Source organism: Alloalcanivorax dieselolei B5, from assembly GCF_000300005.1.
Lineage (GTDB): Bacteria > Pseudomonadota > Gammaproteobacteria > Pseudomonadales > Alcanivoracaceae > Alloalcanivorax > Alloalcanivorax dieselolei.
In genome coordinates this window covers 555,630-574,221 of sequence record NC_018691.1, presented here as the reverse complement: position 1 = coordinate 574,221, position 18,592 = coordinate 555,630, and the positions used below count along the sequence as shown (strand labels likewise).

Sequence of the window (18,592 nt, the reverse complement as noted above, 5' to 3'; positions counted from 1 at the left end):
TTACTCCAGGGCAGGGGCGATGAACCGCCAGCTGTCCACCGCCTGGCCGAGCACCAGAAAGTGGGGATTGAGGATGTCCGGTTTATTGTAGACCAACGGCTCAAAGGCGGTGTTCACCACCACGCCACCGGCGGCGGACACCACCGCATGGGCGGCGGCGGTGTCCCATTCGCTGGTGGGCGCCAGACGCGGATAGAGGTCCGCCTTGCCTTCCGCCACCAGGCACAGTTTCAGCGAGGAGCCCATGGAGGTGCGCTCCACGTCGCCGACTTCCTCGCGAATGAAGGCCTCCAGTTTCTCCACCGCTTCACCGCCATGGCTGCGGCTGGCCACCATCACCACCGGTGTGGTGCGTTCACGGCATTGGATGGCGCCGCGCTCGCCGCTCTCCTCCTTGAAGGCGCCGACACCGTGTCCGCCCAGGTACAGCACCCCGGTGACCGGCACATAGACCACGCCCAGCACCGGCGTATCGCCTTCGATCAGCGCGATGTTCACGGTGAACTCGCCGTTACGCTTGATGAATTCCTTGGTCCCGTCCAGCGGGTCCACCAGCCAGAATCGCGGCCAGTCCTTGCGGGTGGCGTAGTCGATATCCCCGGATTCCTCGGAGTACACCGGAATCTCCGGCGTCAGCGTCTCAAGGCCGGCGACAATGATGTCGTGGGCGGCTTTATCCGCCTCGGTGATCGGCGATTTGTCGTCTTTGGTTTCCACGCCCAGATCATCCCGCTCATACACTGTCAGAATGGCGCTGCCCGCGTCACGGGCGATCTTGGAGAGGGAGTCCAGCAGGGCATTAAAGTCAGTCATTACGGCTTTCCGCTTTTCGTTGGTCAAGAATGGCGTTGGTCGAGAATGCGTTGCGTCATATACAGCGCGGCGATGACCCGCGCTTCGGTCACATCGTCCCGCTCGATCAGACGATCCAGCTCGGACAGTTTCCAGGGGACCACTTCCAGCGGCTCCGGTTCATCGCCGGGCAGCGATTCCTCATAAAGTTCCTCCGCCAGCACCACACCGATATGGTGGCCCATATAGCCGGGAGACAAGGACATGCGCTTCAGGAAGGTCAGCTTGCGGGCACCGTGGCCGGCTTCTTCCTTCAACTCGCGATTGGCCGCCTCGCGCCAGTCCTCGCCGTGCTCATAGGCGCCCTTGGGCAGGGTCAGCAGATATTCCTCGACGCCGGCGCCGTATTCCCGGATCAGCAACACCGTGTCCTGGTCCAACATTGGCACGCACATGACACCGGCCAACGGCGGCGTGCGCATGCGTTCGTAGGTTCTCTCCTCGCCGTTGGAGAAGCGGAGATGCATCTCTTCGATGCCGAACAGGCGGCTTTGCGCCACCAGGCGGGTATCCAGAATGCGCGGCTTTTTTTCGTCCATGGGGGCTCCTGTTCAGAGGCCCCAAGCGTAACGGGATTGAGCGGTGAAAGGTAGACGGGGCGCCCGGCCGGGCGCCCCGGATGAGAATCAGGGCCGGCCCTGATCCGGTTGGCTGTAGTCACATACCCCTTGCGGGAAGATGGCGTTGAGTTCGGCGATCTGCTCCGCCGAAGGCGCCCAATCGCCGTAAGTTCCGTCTTGCAGCGCCGTGCTGACGGGTTTCAGCGCGCATTTGAAGACATCGCCCTGATAGGGCGCGCCGGCGACGATGCGCGATGTGGAATAGAGCGGGAATGTCTCGGTACAGGCCCCATCCGCTTGCTCATCGAGCACGCCGTTCCACACATCATCACCACGGGCGATCAGGCTGCCATCTGTGGCGAAGCAGGCATCCCGGGCACGCTCCGGCCGGCTTTGGGCCACCGACGCTTGCGGGTCGGCCAGCAGGTTGGCCATCCATTCATCCACCACTTCCAATGCCAGCGCCACCTGGTCCGGCCCTTCCTCGGGACGGGCGTCGCTGAACCAGATCACCTGATTGTCCGCGTTGCCGGCGAAGTCGATCATGCGCTGGCGCACGGCGAAGGACTGGTGGGCATTGTGCATATCCAGTTCCTCCTCCAGATACGGGCGCCAGTCGATCACCGGAATGTCGATCTCACCGTGGAACACGATACCCGCGTCATAGGCGGCGCGAATCGCCTCCAGATTACCCTCGGTACGCGGCGCCGGCGTGGACGGATCCTCGCTGAGGGTCATGTTGCGGCTGCTCCAGGGATCGAACGTGCTTGGGTCCGCCAACACGTCGTCCTGGGTGCCGATGAACGGGAAGCCTTCCTGCACCATGTCCTTCTGCGGTTTCCAGCCGCCGACAGTGGCGTTCAGTTTGAGGAACTCCTCGTCGCTGATGTGACCGTCCAGCAAGGATTGCAGGCCGTACTGCACGCCAACATTGTCGAACAGGCGGCGGGGATAACCCTCACCGTCCATCCCGTACACGTTGCGCAGATCGTCGTAATGGCTCCAGTTCACCGAGTCCATGATCCCCGGCGGCTGCATCTGCTCCTGGTTGCGGGCCTGGCCGTAATGCGGGTTCATGGTCAGCGGCGTCAGCCCGCGCCAGGACTCCACGCACTCGGTGGAGCCGGGCGCGGTGCCATACTCCAACTGAGCCTTGGCCCCCGCCAGCGGGTCCGGCACCGCATCGGTGGCATTGAGCCCCACCAGCCAGGTGCGGTTCTTGGTGGTGTGCCATTTGTCGTTAGTGCGGTCGGTGGCGTCCATGAAGTACTCCAGCAATTCACAGTCGCCGATATGGATGGTCTGGGTGACCATGTCCGGATAGCTTTGCACCGGAATCGCCGCGTCGATCAAGCCGGGGTGGTTCTGCCCGTACATGTACTGCTGGATGGCGCCGCCGGAGGCACCCAGGCCAACGGTATAGAGCGGCTGGCCATACAGCTCGACAAAACGCTCCTTGACCATCAACGCGGTCTCGCCGCCCACCTGCACATTGTAGTGCTCGGACATACGGTTACCGGTGGAATAGATGATGGCGTAGCCCTTGCCCAGAACGTCCGGCTGCAACGCCCGGCGGTCAACGTCCATGCGCCCCTGGGTGTGGCCGATACCGACGCCGCCCTGGAAGCGGTACATGAGCCGTCCGTTCCAAAGGCCGGTGTCCAGCGAATCCGCTTCCTCCCCGGCTTCCGCCAGCATGGCGATGGAGTAGAGGAAACGGTTGATGGTGCCGCGTTCCCAGCGCACCACGAAATCCACCTCGCGGCCGTCCAGCAGCGTGGTGGTGGCGATGTCCGCCGGCCGGGAACCGTCCTCGGGCATCGGCTTGTAGCTGCCGTCGGTGCCGCGGTAAACGTATTCCACGAACGGCTCCAGACCGCAGTCCCGGCTCAGGCCGATCTGTTGCCCGCCTTCGTCGTATACAGGGAAGCCCTCGTCACCGTCGGTATCCACCAACGGCTGCTTACCGAATTCAGATACCGTGGTGCACACGAACGGGTACTGATGCGGCCCGGAGAACATGGGCCCTTCCTGCGGGTGGTTGGTGAGCGTGAGCGTGCTCAGAACGCCACCTTCCGAGTCACTCACGGTCAGCTCGTTATCGCCCAGAGCCAGACCAGAGATTACCCCTTCCAGACCATTCTCTTTTTCTGACAGGCTGTCGGCTGTCACCGGCTCACCGTTCAAAGCCAGGGTCGCGCCTTCCGGCGCCCCTTCGATACGAATGCGCGCATCACCACCGCTGACCCATTGCGGGTCGCTGGACAGCACGCTCAGGAATACTTCCGGGGCGCGATCGCGGGAGCTCGAACCGCCCCCACAAGCACTCAGCGCCAGGGCCGCGCCAACCAGCAAAGCGCCGGCCACCCCCTGCTTCCATCCGTTGTTGTCTGACCCGTTACTGTCCGACTCTCTGTCGCCCGACCGTCTATAGCCCGACAACGCGCGCGCGCCCGATCCTGTCACGGACATCATGTCTCTCCTCGATGTTGTTGTTATCGGTTTAGAAGGTAGGCATGGCGGCATCGCCAAAACAGACACAGTTCCGGCAAAGTTGCTGACACAGTATCGCCATCGGAAGTGGCCGGATCAGGCTATGCAACTGTTTCAGCCAAATGGCGGCAACTGTATCTGTTATGCCGCCGCGCGAGACGGTTAGATAACCGCCGAGGTCGTTAGCTATTAGTGAGCGCTCTCGGGAGAGCTATTAACGTCCTTACCTTTTGCACTGCCTCACCACGCCGGCGTCAGCCGGCGTTTTTTATCGCGTCCCCCCTATTTTCCCAAGCCGGTCCGCGGCTACCCGGCGGCTTCAAATCCAGGATTTTCCCCACTGTTCCAGCCGCTTCTTCCAAACTGTGCCTTTCATCAAAGGCCCCGGTGATGGCTAGATAAAAAGGCCAACAACAACAAAATGTCGTTCTGGAGAATGATTCATGTTTAGTATCCGACATCCTCGCCTGGCCATTGCCGGTGCGGCATGCTCCTTCCTTTTGCTCACCGCCTGCGGGGGCTCCGGCTCATCGTCCGGTCCCGCCACCGGGGAGCCGCCCCCCGACCTGTCCGATCTGGACCTGTCCAGCGCCGAATACTGCGATCTGACCGTCACCGCTCGTTGTCTGTACCCGTTTCCGAACAACTACTTCACCAAAGCCGATGCGGCCACACCAACCGGCCTCCGGGTCAATTTCCAGCGGCAGGCGATGCCCATCGCCCAGCCGGTCGCCATCGACGCCAACCCCTATGCCCCAACCGGAGTACATACCACCGAGGCCACGCCAGTGGATCCCGCCGAGTGGAACCGGAACGATGGTTTCTCGCCCGGCGCCATGATCCAGACCTGGACCGGAAACGTGGATCTTGAGGCCAGCGGCGCCGTCACTATCGACGATCTGTCCAAGGCGATGGACACGGACGCCCCGGTACTGCTGCTCGACGCGGAAACCGGTGAGCGGCAACTGATCTGGGTGGAGATGGACGCCAATGCCTCCAGCACGGAAGGCCGCGCCCTGCTCATCCGGCCCGCCCGGAATTTGCTGGAAGGACGGACCTACATCGTGGCCCTGCGCAACCTGGTTGATGACCAGGGGGAAGCCCTTGAAGCGTCCGCGCTCTTCAAAGCCTACCGGGATGGTCAAGATACCGGGGAGCCGGTGCTGGAAGCCCGCCGGGAAAGCATGAACACCCTGTTTGCATCCCTGGAAAGCCACGGTATCGCACGGCGGGACCTGATACAGGCATGGACCTTTACCGTCGCCAGCCAGAAAAACCTGACCGAGCGGCTCCTTCATATCCGCGATCAGGCCTTCGCCAATCTGGGAGGAGGCGCCCCCGCGTTCACCATTGATCAGGTCGGCACGGATATTGAGGGCAAACCCCGCTCCGGCCTTAGCCGTGGCATCACCGGCACCTTCGAAGTCCCCAACTTTCTGAATAAAACTGGAGGCGTTCCCGGTGCCAGCTTCAACTATTCCGGGAGCAACGCACCGGACGCTCTGCCGGAACAGTGGAACGGCGATGACACCCTTACCGCCCGCTTTCGCTGCCAGGTCCCGGACTCCACGGTGCAGGATTTCTCCGATCCGGACAGCCCGGTGACTCCCGCCCGGCCCGCGCTTTACGGCCATGGTCTGTTTGGCGAAGGCCCTGGCGGTGAGTTCCGCTCCGGAAACGTGCGCGCCATGCAAACGGAGCACAACATCCTGTTTTGCGCCACCGACTGGATAGGCATGGCTCAAGAGGATTTTATCGCCGGCGTGATCCATCACATCCTCGCTGACATCTCTCTGTTACCGCGCCAACTCGACCGTAGCCAACAGGGCCTGCTCAATGCCATGTTCCTGGCCGAGCTTCTGCGCCATCCCGATGGCTTCGCCTCCGACCCGGCGTTCCACCATGGCCCGGACAACACCCTGATCTACGACCCCACCGAGGTGTTCTACGACGGCAACAGCCAGGGCGGCATCCTGGGCGGCGCCCTCATTGCCACCGCCCCGAATCTGCATCGTGGTGTCCTGGGCGTGCCCGGCAGCAACTACAGCCTTTTGCTGCGCCGGTACGGCCCTTTCAATGAACGGTTCGGCGTCATTCTCAACCAGGCTTACCCGAACGAACTGGATCGCAGCCTGGTGCTGGGATTGATGCAAATGCTCTGGGACAGAGCGGAAAACAACGGCTACCTCAGCCATCTTGCCGGCCGTTCCCTGCCCGGCACCCCCACCGGCAAGCGCGTTCTTCTTCACCCCGCCCTGGGTGATCACCTGGTCACCACCTGGAGCGCGGAAATCATGGCTCGCACCATCGGCGCGGCCATGCATGAGCCGACCGCCCGATTGGGAGAGCACCCGGACACCGTGCCCTATGTCGATATTGAGCGCATCCAGCAGTACCCCTATCACGGCCATGCCCTGATGGTCTGGGACAGCGGCGCCCATGACCCGGACAGTGGCCACGGCACGCCCTATGCTCCGCTGACCAATACCGGCCCAAGCGCCGGCGAGGATCCTCACGAGTCACCGCGCAACACAGTGAGCGCACGGCAACAGAAATCAGCGTTCCTGGAACAGTTCGGTTCGGTGATCGATGTATGCGGGGAATCGCCCTGCTACACGGACGACTACACCGGCCTCAGCCGCGATTAGCGTTCCCCGCCACGGCCGCCAGCTCGGCGGCCGCTTTTCCCAGCCAGCGTAACGCCCGCACTACCTCTCCAGTGACCGGGCCACCAGCGTTCAGGCGCAAGTAATCCGAGTGCTTGTTGTCCAGCGAGAACACACCGCCGGGGAAGACATGGATCCCTTCCCGGGCCGCTTTTTCGAACAGCGCCGCGGCATTCACCCGGCCCGGCAACCGTACCCACAGCACGCAGCCGCCAGTGGGGCGGGTCAATCGGGTACCCGATGGGAACGCCGCGCGCACCTCCCGGGCCGTGGCCTCCACCTGCCTCTGCAGGGTAGCGCGCAAATCCCGGATATGCTGAGCGTAGAAACCACTTTCCAGCAACCGCCCCATGACGATCTGCGACAGGGAGGTGGAGGTGATGGTGCTTAGCTGTTTGAGTTCCAGAAAGCGCCGCTGGAACCGGCCCGGCGCCGCCCAGCCGATGCGCAGGCCGGGCATTAGGGTTTTGGAAAAGCTGTTGCAGTAGAGCACCCAGCCGTCGTCGTCGAAGGCCTTGACCGGTACCGCGCCATCTTCATAGACGGTATCGCCCCAGACATCATTCTCGATCAGCGGGATCTGATAACGCCGGGCCAGCGCCGACAATGCCTGCTTGCGCTCCCGGCTCATGGTGAATCCCAGCGGATTCTGCGCATTGGCGGACACGATGCAGGCGGACACTCCGCGCTCGGCGAAGACCCGCTCCAATGCCGACAGGCTGATGCCATGGCGCGGATGGGTGGGAATCTCCACTACCCGCCGCTGGTGCGTCTTCAACAACAACAGGGTGCCGTAATAGGTGGGCGATTCCACCGCAACGGCGTCGCCGGGCCGGCTGACGCTGCGCAGCGCCAGGGACAAGCCCTCCATGGCGCCGCCGGTGACGATAATGTCGTCCGGCACCACCGGCACGTCGTACGACAGGCTGCGGCGAGCCAGATGGTGGGTGAACTGGGGATAGCCATGGGGATGCATGTAATCCCAGGTTTCCTGGGGATAATGCCGGGCCACCTCGCGGATGGTCTGGGTGACCCGCTCCACCGGCATCACCTCGACGCCCGGCAGGGCGATACCGAGCCGCACCTGGCGTGGCACCACATGCAATTCCATGTAATGCAGCACTTCCTCGCTCAGCGACACCTCCACCGGCAGCAGCGGGTAGCGCGAGCCATCCGGCTCCGGCACGTCATGGACATCGCAATGACGCACATAGGCGCCGGACTGGGGACGAATCTCCAGATAACCCTCCGCCTCCAGCTGGCGGTAGCTTTGCATCACCGTGTTGACGCTGACCTGGAACAGGCGGCTCAGGTGTCGCACCGAGGGCAATTTTTGCCCCACCGCGTAGCTGCCGGCCCCGATTTGCTCCAACAGCCGGCGACTGATCCGCTCGTAGAGGAACCCTTCTTCGCTCACCAAACCTTCTCATTTTATTGTCATATGTGCCCCGATTATGCACCGCCGGACCGTGACCGGACACCCGGCGTATTTCGGCGCCGGCGCCGATCCTGCATACTGTGCCACCGCGACAGGCACTTCCCCGACAGGCATGACAATGATCGACTGGAACGCTATCGACACGGTGCTGCTGGACATGGACGGCACCCTGCTGGATCTGCGCTTCGACAACTGGTTCTGGCAGCAGCACGTCCCCGAACAATACGCCCAGGCCCATGGGCTGCCCGCCGATCAGGCGGAGCGCAAGCTGCATGACTGGATCGGCCGCCACCAGGGCACCCTGAACTGGTATTGCCTGGACTTCTGGACCTCGGAACTGGGACTGAACATCGCCGAACTGAAGCGGGCGGCGGCACAGCGCGTCGCCATCCGCCCCGGCGCCGAGGCGTTCCTCGACGCTCTCGCCGCCAGTTCTCGGCGGGTGATCATGGTCACCAACGCCCACCGCGACGCGCTGCGGGTGAAACTGGAGCGCACCGGCATCGAGCGTTACTTCGATGCCCTGGTCTCCAGCCACGACTATGGCCACGCCAAGGAACATCAGCCGTTCTGGCGGAATCTGCGCGACGCGCACCCGTTTGACCCGGCCCGCACGCTGCTGGTGGATGATTCGCTGCCGGTGCTGCATTCCGGTCGCCGTTTCGGCCTTGGCCACCTGGTTTCCATCCGCCGTCCCGACTCCAGCCTGCCGGAGCGCGACGACACCCACCCGTTCGAGGCCATCGACGATTTCCTGCGGGTGCTGCCGTGAGCGAAGGCATCCGCATCGATTCCTGGCTGTGGGCGGCCCGCTTCTTCAAGACCCGCAGCCTGGCCAAGCAAGCCGTTGAAGGCGGCAAGATCCAGGTCGATGGCGCCAAGGCCAAGCCCAGCAAAACCGTGCAGCCCGGCAGCGAAGTGGTGATCCGCAAAGGCGATGAACAGTGGACGGTGCGGGTCGAGGGCCTCAGCAATAGGCGCGGCCCGGCCAGCATCGCTCAGACGCTCTATCAGGAAACCGAGGAGAGCCGCCAACAGCGACAGACCAAGTCGGAACAGCGACGCCTGGCGCACAACGCCAACGCCAGCCCGGATCACCGCCCCAGCAAGAAGGAACGGCGCGACCTGGCCCGTTTCAAGCGCGACAACGACATCTAGGCGCCTGTTCATAATCGTCATGGCCCCAAAAACAGCAGGAAAGGCACCGATGCAGGACCAAAAGCAACGTTTTCTCTTCCCGGACTCCGACATCCGTGGCGAACTGATCCGCCTGGAAAGCAGTTTGGCGTCAATCACCGGCAACCGGGACTACCCGCTGGTGGTGCAGAGCCTGATCAGCGAAGCGGTGGTGGCCGTGGCCCTGCTCGCCAGCACCCTCAAATTCAAGGGCCGCCTGGCTCTGCAGGCCCAGGGTAAGGGACCGTTGTCCCTGCTGATGGCGGAATGCAGCGACGACGGCAAGGTGCGCGCGCTGGCCCGCCACGCCGAATCCCTGCCGACCGACCGCACCAACCTGCCGGCGCTGCTGGGCGAGGGCACCATGGTGATCACCATCAGTCCGGAGCAGGGCCGCCAGTATCAGGGCATCGTGCCCCTGGAAGGGCCGGACCTGGCCACCTGCCTGGAAGGCTATTTCCGGCAATCCGAGCAACTGCCCACTCGCCTGTGGCTGGCGGCGGGCAACGGCCGCGCCGCCGGCCTGATGCTGCAACGCCTGCCCAGCCAAGTCGCCGAGGCGGACCACAACGCCCTCACCTGGGAACACCTGGAAACGCTGGCCAGCACCCTCAGCGGTGAGGAGCTGCTGGACCTGGACACCGCCACCGTGTTGCACCGGCTGTTCCATGACACTCCGCCCCAGCTGCCGCCGGCCCAACCGCTGACGTTTGGCTGCACCTGCTCCCGGGAACGTACCCAGCGGGCGCTGGTTTCCCTGGGCAAGGAAGAGTTGCAGGCGATCCTGGATGAACAGGGGGAAGCCACCCTGACCTGTGACTTCTGCGGCCACCAGGAGCACTTCGATGCGGTGGATCTGGCGGAGCTGATTCACAAAGAAACATAAATCCGTGACGACGAGCCCCGGCACGGCGTCGCCACCTTTTGGCTTTTCTGGCATAATCGCGCCCCTGTCGGGCTTCCCGAAGCCATCCACCCGGTTGCTTCCTTGGGCCCGTGCAGTCGCCGCCCGGCTACCCTTGGCCTGTTTTTCCGGGTCCGGAAGCGGCGAAAGGTGGGAAACACCACCGGTTCAGGTCTTGCCCCGAAAGGGCACGAGACCGGCACTGTCACCCGCAATGCGAACTAGGGGGCTTTGCTACCTTGAACGCGGTTTCGGCCGCCGAGTACAAGCCCGCAGCTCGGCCACAAGCCCAGGAAAAACCATGACCGATCCCATTATTTACAACGATTTGAGCCCGGCCCAACTGGTGGAGCTGGCGATTCAGCGCAACGAAGGCCAACTGGCCGCCAACGGGTCCCTGGTGGTGGAAACCGGTCACCGTACCGGCCGCTCCCCGATGGACCGTTTCATCGTCGACGAACCCTCCACCAGTGAGCAGATCCACTGGGGTCCGGTGAACCGCCCGTTCCCGGTAGACAAGTTCGACGCCCTCTGGGATCGGGTGGCGTCTTTCGTTACCGAAAGTGACAGCTTTGTTTCCCATCTTCACGTTGGCGCCGCCGAAGAACACTACCTGCCGGTGAAGGTCACCGCCCAGACCGCCTGGCACAATCTGTTCGCTAACACCCTGTTCATCCGCCCGGACACCTACAATCCGGCCGGCAAGGACCAATGGCAGATCCTGCACGCGGTGGACTTCCAGTGTGATCCGGAACGCGACGGCACCAACTCCGACGGTTGCGTGATCCTCAACTTCGCCCAGCGCAAAGTGCTGATCGCCGGCATGCGCTACGCCGGTGAAATGAAGAAAGCCATGTTCTCGGTGCAGAACTTCCTGCTGCCGGCCAAGGACGTGCTGCCGATGCACTGCTCCGCCAACGTTGGCGAAAGCGGCGATGTGGCCCTGTTCTTCGGCCTTTCCGGCACCGGTAAAACCACCCTGTCCGCGGACCCGGCCCGCTACCTGATCGGCGACGACGAGCACGGCTGGGGCAAGGGCGTGGTGTTCAACATCGAAGGCGGCTGCTACGCCAAGTGCATCGACCTGAGCCAGAAGAACGAGCCGGTGATCTGGGACGCGATCAAATTCGGCGCGGTGCTGGAAAACGTCATCATCAACGACGAAACCCGCCTGCCGGACTACAGCGATGTGTCCCTGACCCAGAACACCCGCGCCGCCTACCCGCTGGAAAACATCGAAAAGCGGGTACCGCAGAACCGTGCCGGCGAGCCCAAGCACGTGATCTTCCTGACCTGCGACCTGACCGGCGTGCTGCCGCCGGTGTCCTGCCTAAGCAAGGAAGCCGCCGCCTACCACTTCCTGAGCGGCTACACCGCCCTGGTCGGCTCCACCGAAATGGGCTCCGAGCCGGGCATCAAGAGCACCTTCTCCACCTGCTTCGGCGCCCCGTTCTTCCCGCGCCGTGCCGGTGAATACGCCGAGCTGCTGATCAAGCGCATGGAAGAATTCGGCTCCAAGGTGTTCCTGGTCAACACCGGCTGGACCGGCGGCCCCTACGGTCAGGGCGAGCGCTTCAGCATCCCCACCACCCGTGGCGTGGTCAATGCCATCCTCAGCGGTGCCCTGGACGACGCGGAAACCGAGCACCTGGACATCATCAACCTGGATGTGCCGAAGACCGTACCCGGTGTGGACGACAACCTGCTGCAACCGAAAAACACCTGGGCCAACCCGGCAGACTACGACGCCAAGGCCCGTGACCTGGCGCAGCAGTTCGAGAAGAACTTCGCCGAGAAATACGCGGACGTGTCCGAAGAGATCCACGCCGCCGGCCCCAAGGCCTGATCCCCTGATCAGCGCCCGGTAGTAAAAAAGCCCGCTTCGGCGGGCTTTTTTGTGGGTCATGAATCGGCACCAGGAATATCTTTCCTATGCCCACTATCTACACGGGAACGTCTTCGCAAGCTCCTCTATAACCACAATGGAGAATTCCTCCGACGTAACATCTCCACTTAATCTCTTATTCGCAAGATCCATGATTAGCTTGGATGTAACCTGATTTGGCTCCAGGCAAAAGAAACCATCGTCTCCAGCACTCTCTGCCGTATATGCCTTGGAATATGACAGAGCGTAAGAAAACCCGGCCACGAACCTCAGCGTATCGATGTAGTCGGCCCCTTCTATGCTGAATTGAGGGTTTGGCTTCCAGTCTGGAAATGAAGAGGATGAAAAAAACAGTGTCATTAATATAATAAGCCTAACCACACTCATGAAATATACACCAACGTCAAATCGAGCCCCTCGAACGCCCTCTTATGCTGAAAAAAGAGCAACCCCAAAGCCTATGTCGAGCAAGATCTTTATTTCACCAACAAATCCACCTACTGCAGCAATGCTGATCGGATAGTCGCCAAATAAATTTCTGACATGAACATCATTAAAATCCGCCCCACAGTTTTCTTGTATCCAATTTTCAAAATTCCCCATTGCGTTGTGCGCATTCTTAATCTTGGCTACTTAGCCGGAATCGGTACCACCATACCATTTTTGAGTAAAAATCCGGGCTCAAAGGACCCGAATGTTTAATCAACACCAAGCTCTTCTGCTCGCTCTAGCCATATGTCAGCAAGAGTCTTGTCTTCGTCTACACCTATGCCATAGTAATAACAGCGCCCCACTTCATGAAATGATTGCCTATCGCCGCGCAACGCGGCCTGCAAATACAGCCGGAATGCTTCCCCCTCATCTTGCTTAACGCCTTTTCCTTCCTCGTAGCAGACAGCCAAGTCGTAAAGAGCGCTGGGATGCTTATCGCGCGAAGCTTTCTTTAACAAAAAAGCAGCCTTATTCCAGTCCTTCTCAACATGATTTCCAAATAAATACCATGTCGCCAAGGCGTAGGCAGAATCTGAACAACCTTCATCCATTGATTCATTTAGCAACTCTAAAACGAGAGATATATCAGGAGAATCGCTATTGGCCTCAGACAGTGCCCTGTCATATTTTTCCTTTGCATCAGACATGACTTCACCTCTCACAATCATTGCCACACTTTTCAGGGAACAACTCACAACACTGTTCTGGATACTAAAAAAACAGTCGTCTTTGGTCAGACAGGGAATTAGCGCTCCGCCCCCCCTGCCGGCAGCCACTTCCATTTCCATCCTTTCTGATGCAGTCCTGCTTCATTATCAAAATACTGCCCAGGAAATATTAGCGAGTTGCCCTCCACACCAATGACAATATCGACATTGCCAAAGCCTCCTGAAACCAACTCAAACCACTCTCTTCATTTAAAACACGGCGCCAGACTCGACACAAAAACAAGACCATTCCAAGCAAAAAAAATAAACCCTTCAAACTAATAATCAACGGAGAATTGAATAACCAGGCGAAATCTTTCAGACGCGACAACAAAAAACCTGACACCATTACCTTCATTGTTAAAATTGCCCACCACATCATATAGAATAGCTTCACCCTCCTTCTCCATCACATCAGAAACAACATCCATAATCCGAAGGGCAAAATACGATTTCCTTTCCTGCAAAATTTCATCAAAAACCGTAATATTCAAGGGGCGCGAGATAATGAGCCCCTTTATGCTCCCCTCCAAATATTCGTACCAATCAAAAACTTTTTTTACACCGCCACATACAAAAGTAGATTCTGGGGAAAAAAAGTCAGACAACTCTTCAGAAACACTTTCTTTATCGGTTTTCTCCATTATAAATGCACAAAGAAAAAACTCCCTTATTTCCCCATTTATCGCACCAAGTGCACTTAAGTAACCGTCCAACCACGCAACACTTATATCCCATTTATCAGACATAAAAAGTCCTCTTCAATCACACTTTTCTTTGCAACGTTCTTCATGCTCTCGCCGAAGTCGCCAGAGATTAGTTTTTCATCGTATATTTCTAACTTCCCTAAGTTAGAGCTGCCCACCCATAGCCATCTATTCAGATCTGAAACATAGTCTCTAAATAAGTCCCGATGGAGGCAGAAGGGAAGCAAGCCCATTTCGCCCCTTCATAACCAAGTTTTCCTCACTGCTTTCGATGTACAGGCTCAAAAAGTTGCCATCAAATGCAAAATGTTGATTACGATAACAAAATCACAGAAACACCCCCTTCGCATCAGGAAACATCATCCATTGCGCCACCGACTCTTTGAGACGACCGCCTATCCAGCATTGCCCCAATTCATTAATTTGTTATATTTCCCTAAAAGTCCAACAAACCCAGGCGGAAAGGAAGCATTGGCACGGCGTTTGCTGCGCCGGTAGCGGCATCACCGGAAGCCCTATCACAGCAAGACAGTGACCGTTCTCTCCTTTTCGCCAACGCCTACGCGGAGGGTCCCGATGGAACCCGCAGCCAGCCCCAATCATCTTGTGGAAACCCGTACCTTGCGGGGGTTTCAGCCGTGGCGGCAGTTCGTCAACGACAACTTCCCCTGGCTCAAGATCGCCTCGCCCCGGGGTGACGACTTCCACGCCCGGGTGCGCCTGACCAGTCTCGGCGAGCGCTCGGTGGCGGTGATCCGTGCCGACCAGTGCCAGCTCACCCGCACCGATTACGCCATCAAACGGGCGGAAACCGGCTACCTCAAGGTCATGTGGCAGCAGGCCGGGCGCATGCTGGTGGAGCAGGATGGCCACCGTACGGTGCTGTGTCCCGGCGACATCACCGTGTGCGATACCAGCCGCCCCTATCGATTGGAGGAAGGCCACCAGGCGCAATTGACGGTACTGACTCTGCCTTACCATGCGGTGCCTGGCTGGCACCAGATCAGTGACCGCCTTTGCGGCCGTTCGCTGAATGATCGCACCACCGCCCGCGCGGCCCTGGCCGCTCTGCTGGCTTTACTGGACCGGCCCGGCGACGGCGACAGTGCACAGACCATTTTTCAGGCGGTGCAATTGATGCTGTCCGCCCTGATCCATTGTTCCGTCAGGCCGGCGGGTCAGGCCTCGCCTACCCTTCGACTGGATACCGCCCATCAGCATGTGCTCGCCCATATCGACGACCCGCACTTGAGTCCGGACGAGTTGGCCGAGGCGTTGCATGTATCCCGGCGCGCCCTGTACCGCCTGTTTCAGGAGCATCAGGTCACCCCCGGACGCTTCATCCGCCAGGTACGGCTGGATGCGGTGCGCGACGCTCTCGCCCTGCCCGACAACGACCATCGCAGCATTCTGGAAGTGGCTCTGGATTATGGCTTTACCGACAGCGCGTCCTTTAGCCGCAGCTTCAAGACGGCCTTCGCCATCAGCCCAAGCGACTGGCGTCTGCAAGCGCGGGGCCGTCACAACTGATTCGGCGGACTAATCGCCGCCCTTGGAAAATCCGGTGGCATGGAGTGTCAGATCATAATGCGCGGGCCGCTCGCCACTGATCTCCACTTGATAACGGCCCGCCGGCACCCGGATGCGCACGCTATCCGCCCCGTCACGGGCCTGTGCCAGGGTACGACGGCCATCGGCGGACAGAATCCGCAGCAGTGGTATCGGCCCGGTCACGCCGATCGTCGCTTCCAACAACACCTGGCGGTCGATCCTCACCTGATAGCGATGCGTCAGTACCGGTGCCTCCAGATGCTCGGTGACCAGGATCGGCTCCCGCGACAGACGCCCGAGCGCCACGCTCCAAACCTCTGGGGCCCGGCGTGATGGCGCGGTCATGAACACGGTGTAGGAGAGCGGCTTGCGTTCCGGTGACGCCACCCACAGCGCATAGCGTCCCGGCGCCAGCACGCCGGCGAACCAGGAGCCGTTTTCCGACGCCGGTCCTTCCGCCAGATCATAACTGCCCGGCCCGCCCCGGATATCCCCCATCTCCCGGCTCAACCTGGCCACCACCGTGCCGTCGACGCCACCGACTTCGATGTCGGCGGCGACCCAATCCGATAGCAGGAAATAAAGCGGCGCGGTGAATTCCGGCGCCGTCAGTTGCCCCTGGTACTGATCCTGACGGTCGCCGGCGAAATCCAGATAGACGCCCGGCGGACCAATCTCCGTCGCCCACGGCACCGCCGGCCATAGCCACAGCAGCGCCACAAAGAGAAAGCCGCGGACAGGATCGGCGGTATTGATCGCCATTTTATGCTTGAATCCGTTCATGGACGCTCACCGGCGAAATATGGACATGGCAACATCCTACTACCTGAAGCGCTATCCCACCGCCATCGCGGGCACCATCTTCACTTTCATGGGGTTCCTGCCGGTCTGGATCTGCCTGGGCACGGGTGAATCGCTGAAGGACAGCATCCTTTTCTATCTGACCTCGCTGGTCAGCTTTCCCGGCGTCATCATGGCGGGCATGAGCCTGTCGTTTCTGCTGATCGGGCTGGCCTTGCTGTGGTGTACCGGCCGGGTTATCCGTTGCCGACTGGACGATCACGGGCTCCACTACGTCCCTCTGGCGCCGCTGCCCGACCGGCCAGCCCTGTTCGGGGACATCCTCCGGGTTCTGTTCGGCACCACCTTGCGCCCACGGCTGGCCCTCATACCCTATGAGGATATCGCCGATATTCAGGTGCGCGGGGATCGACGCAAAGGCTTCAATCTCTACGTTCAGCGCAAGAGCAGTGGACTGCCCGAACGCCTGCATACGCTCACCACACTCAGCGAGACCCAGCTTCTCGACATTCAGCAACGGGTACTCGCCCGCCTCTAAACGCCCTGTCTTGGCAAGAATAGCCAACGGGTTGGCACCCATTCTCAAGCTTCCCCTTCCCTGACCGGCGCAGACTGAAGGCAGTGTTCCATGCCATCGATAACCAAAAACAGGGAATCACCATGCCTTTGTCCAAATTTGCCGCCGGCCTGCTGGCGCTGGGATCCGTGCTGATCCCTCCGTCCTTGTACGCGGCGCTGCCGACCGAAACCGTCGGCCAGGCCGAACTGCCCTTCCCACCCAGTCCTCACCGCAGTTATCTGATCGACTTCGAGTTCGACAACATGGTCGCCACCCGGGTGGTGGTGGTGGATCCGGACCGACAAAAAGTACTGGGCATGCTCAGCACCGGCGGCGCCGCGCCGGCAGTGCTGGCCCACGATCAGAAGACGGTCTACACCGCCGATATCTTTTTCAGCCGCTATGTGCGCGGCACTCGCACCGATGTGCTGACCGCCTGGGATACCCGCACGCTGTCCCCCTCCTGGGAAGTGGAAATCCCCGCCAAGCGCGCCTCCACGCTGACCGAGAAGTACGCGTTGTCGATGAGCGGCGATGACCGCTTTGTTTACGTTTACAACTTCACGCCATCGCAAACCATTACCGTGGTGGATACCCAGGCCCGCAAAGTGGCCAGCGAAGTGAACATCAATGGCTGCATCCTGGCTTATCCGATCGGCGACCGGCGTTTCGCGTCCCTGTGCGGCAGCGGTGATCTGCAAGTCACCACCCTGGATGACAACGGCAAGGTCAGTGATCGCACCACCACCCAATTCTTCGACCCGGAGCAGGAGAAGCTGGTGGAAAGGGCCATCCATCTGGGCGACACCTTCTATTTCGTTACCACCGAGGGCGTCATTCACGGTGTCGATTTCTCCGATGCCAAACCCAAGGTCCTGCCCACCTGGTCACTGACCAACGAACAGGAAAAGAAAGACGGCTGGGCCCCCGGCGGCTGGCAGTTGATGGCCATCGCACCGCGACTGAATCGTCTCTACGTGCTGATGCATCCCGATCATGAGCGGCACAAGTGGGAAGACCCGAGCACCATCATCTGGGCGTTCGATCTGAAAACTCACAAGAAGGTCGGCACGCTGGAAGCGCCGAATCTGATCTGGAGCCTCAACGCCACCAACGATGACGCCCCGCTGCTACTGGGCACCAACATCGAGGGCGGCCTGGAGACCTTTGATCTGAAAACCGGCAAGCACCTTCACACCATGGAAGGCGTCAGCAAGACCCCAACGCTGATCCTCAATCACTGAGTGGAGGAATAACCATGACGCTGGATCCGATTATCAGCATCGCCGGCGCCCTGGCCCTGGCGGTGATCCTGGCCAGCGCGGCGCTGCATAAATTGCAGGCACCGGCCTGGTTCGAACGCCAGTTGGATGCCTACCAGCTGTTGCCAACGAGTCTGACCACGGTAACCGCCCGCGCACTGCCGGTTCTGGAAGGCGCGTTGGCCCTGGGCTTGCTGTTCCAGCCCAGCCGCGTCACCAGCGCCGTTCTCGCCGCCGGCCTGCTCGCGCTCTACGCCCTGGCCATGATCACCAATCTGCTGCGCGGGCGCCACGATCTCGATTGCGGCTGCGCCGGCCCCAACAGTCAGCAACCCCTGCATCCGTTGCTGCTGATCCGCAATGGCTTGCTGATCGCCCTGGCGATACCGGCCGGCCTGCCCGTGGCCGAACGCACCCTGGGTTTATTCGACGGTTTCGTGGTGTTGGCCGCCGGCGCCGCGACCCTGCTGATTTACGCCGCGACCGATGCCCTCTTGGCGAATCGGCCGCGCCTGCTTGCTTTGACCGGAAGGTAATAC

17 protein-coding genes are annotated in these 18,592 nt (G+C 60.6%); 9 read left to right on the top strand and 8 right to left on the bottom strand.

The features are described from left to right. The 3 genes from cysQ to B5T_RS02690 all read right to left on the bottom strand — a co-directional run bounded on the left by cysQ (window position 1) and on the right by B5T_RS02690 (window position 3,779). A complete protein-coding gene (gene cysQ / locus B5T_RS02700; protein WP_014992917.1) occupies window positions 1-813 on the bottom strand; it encodes a 3'(2'),5'-bisphosphate nucleotidase CysQ in 813 nt (270 codons plus the stop codon). A gap of 23 nt (window positions 814-836) precedes the next feature. Next, window positions 837-1,391 (bottom strand): ADP compounds hydrolase NudE, encoded by a 555-nt coding sequence (gene nudE, locus B5T_RS02695; protein WP_014992916.1) that lies wholly within the window; start codon window positions 1,389-1,391, stop codon window positions 837-839. An 87-nt stretch (window positions 1,392-1,478) separates the two neighbouring features. Beyond that, the gene (locus B5T_RS02690) at window positions 1,479-3,779 is read right to left on the bottom strand and encodes a DUF6351 family protein (RefSeq protein WP_014992915.1); all 2,301 of its coding nucleotides are present in this window, start codon (window positions 3,777-3,779) and stop codon (window positions 1,479-1,481) included. 569 nt (window positions 3,780-4,348) lie between these two features. Here B5T_RS02690 and B5T_RS02685 point away from each other — a divergent pair. Beyond that, complete coding sequence (locus B5T_RS02685; protein WP_014992914.1) at window positions 4,349-6,553, top strand: hypothetical protein; 2,205 nt, start codon at window positions 4,349-4,351, stop codon at window positions 6,551-6,553. Here the strand turns inward: B5T_RS02685 and B5T_RS02680 are convergent. Then, window positions 6,540-7,988 (bottom strand): aminotransferase-like domain-containing protein, encoded by a 1,449-nt coding sequence (locus tag B5T_RS02680; protein ID WP_014992913.1) that lies wholly within the window; start codon window positions 7,986-7,988, stop codon window positions 6,540-6,542. The two genes, B5T_RS02685 and B5T_RS02680, sit on opposite strands and share 14 nt — an antisense overlap. A gap of 139 nt (window positions 7,989-8,127) precedes the next feature. Between B5T_RS02680 and yrfG the strand changes: the two genes are divergently transcribed. The 4 genes from yrfG (at window position 8,128) to B5T_RS02660 (ending at window position 11,935) form a co-directional block, all read left to right on the top strand. After that, the gene (yrfG, locus tag B5T_RS02675; protein ID WP_014992912.1) at window positions 8,128-8,781 is read left to right on the top strand and encodes a GMP/IMP nucleotidase; all 654 of its coding nucleotides are present in this window, start codon (window positions 8,128-8,130) and stop codon (window positions 8,779-8,781) included. Next, window positions 8,778-9,167, top strand: coding sequence for an RNA-binding S4 domain-containing protein (locus tag B5T_RS02670; RefSeq protein WP_014992911.1), 390 nt, complete (start codon window positions 8,778-8,780; stop codon window positions 9,165-9,167). Before yrfG ends, B5T_RS02670 begins: the two co-directional genes overlap by 4 nt. A 49-nt stretch (window positions 9,168-9,216) precedes the next feature. After that, a complete protein-coding gene (gene hslO, locus B5T_RS02665) occupies window positions 9,217-10,071 on the top strand; it encodes an Hsp33 family molecular chaperone HslO (protein WP_014992910.1) in 855 nt (284 codons plus the stop codon). Between the two features lie 319 nt (window positions 10,072-10,390). Continuing rightward, window positions 10,391-11,935, top strand: a complete 1,545-nt coding sequence (locus B5T_RS02660) for a phosphoenolpyruvate carboxykinase (protein ID WP_014992909.1) — start codon at window positions 10,391-10,393, stop codon at window positions 11,933-11,935. 468 nt (window positions 11,936-12,403) lie between these two features. On the opposite strand, the gene B5T_RS23340 is transcribed toward B5T_RS02660, so the two are convergent. The 3 genes from B5T_RS23340 to B5T_RS02645 form a co-directional block, all read right to left on the bottom strand. Beyond that, window positions 12,404-12,577 carry a hypothetical protein gene (locus tag B5T_RS23340; RefSeq protein WP_167321197.1) on the bottom strand — a complete coding sequence of 58 codons (174 nt, stop codon included), beginning with the start codon at window positions 12,575-12,577 and terminating at the stop codon, window positions 12,404-12,406. 95 nt (window positions 12,578-12,672) lie between these two features. Continuing rightward, window positions 12,673-13,113, bottom strand: coding sequence for a tetratricopeptide repeat protein (locus B5T_RS23335; protein ID WP_202803028.1), 441 nt, complete (start codon window positions 13,111-13,113; stop codon window positions 12,673-12,675). Between the two features lie 338 nt (window positions 13,114-13,451). Next, window positions 13,452-13,922, bottom strand: coding sequence for a hypothetical protein (locus B5T_RS02645; protein ID WP_148279191.1), 471 nt, complete (start codon window positions 13,920-13,922; stop codon window positions 13,452-13,454). Window positions 13,923-14,456: 534 nt separating this feature from the next. Here B5T_RS02645 and B5T_RS22160 point away from each other — a divergent pair. After that, window positions 14,457-15,410, top strand: coding sequence for a helix-turn-helix domain-containing protein (locus tag B5T_RS22160; protein WP_014992905.1), 954 nt, complete (start codon window positions 14,457-14,459; stop codon window positions 15,408-15,410). A 9-nt stretch (window positions 15,411-15,419) separates the two neighbouring features. Here the strand turns inward: B5T_RS22160 and B5T_RS02630 are convergent, their stop codons facing one another. Continuing rightward, on the bottom strand, window positions 15,420-16,214 hold the full coding sequence (locus tag B5T_RS02630) for a hypothetical protein (protein WP_014992904.1): 795 nt from the start codon (window positions 16,212-16,214) through the stop codon (window positions 15,420-15,422). Between the two features lie 25 nt (window positions 16,215-16,239). On the opposite strand from B5T_RS02630, the gene B5T_RS02625 reads away from it, so the two are divergent. The 3 genes from B5T_RS02625 to B5T_RS02615 all read left to right on the top strand — a co-directional run bounded on the left by B5T_RS02625 (window position 16,240) and on the right by B5T_RS02615 (window position 18,589). Further along, entirely contained in the window at window positions 16,240-16,770 is a 531-nt protein-coding gene (locus tag B5T_RS02625; RefSeq protein ID WP_148279190.1) for a hypothetical protein, read from the top strand. A 122-nt stretch (window positions 16,771-16,892) separates the two neighbouring features. Next, window positions 16,893-18,035 carry an amine dehydrogenase large subunit gene (locus B5T_RS02620; protein ID WP_041716744.1) on the top strand — a complete coding sequence of 381 codons (1,143 nt, stop codon included), beginning with the start codon at window positions 16,893-16,895 and terminating at the stop codon, window positions 18,033-18,035. A 14-nt stretch (window positions 18,036-18,049) separates the two neighbouring features. Continuing rightward, complete coding sequence (locus B5T_RS02615; protein ID WP_014992901.1) at window positions 18,050-18,589, top strand: MauE/DoxX family redox-associated membrane protein; 540 nt, start codon at window positions 18,050-18,052, stop codon at window positions 18,587-18,589. Window positions 18,590-18,592: the final 3 nt, after the last annotated feature.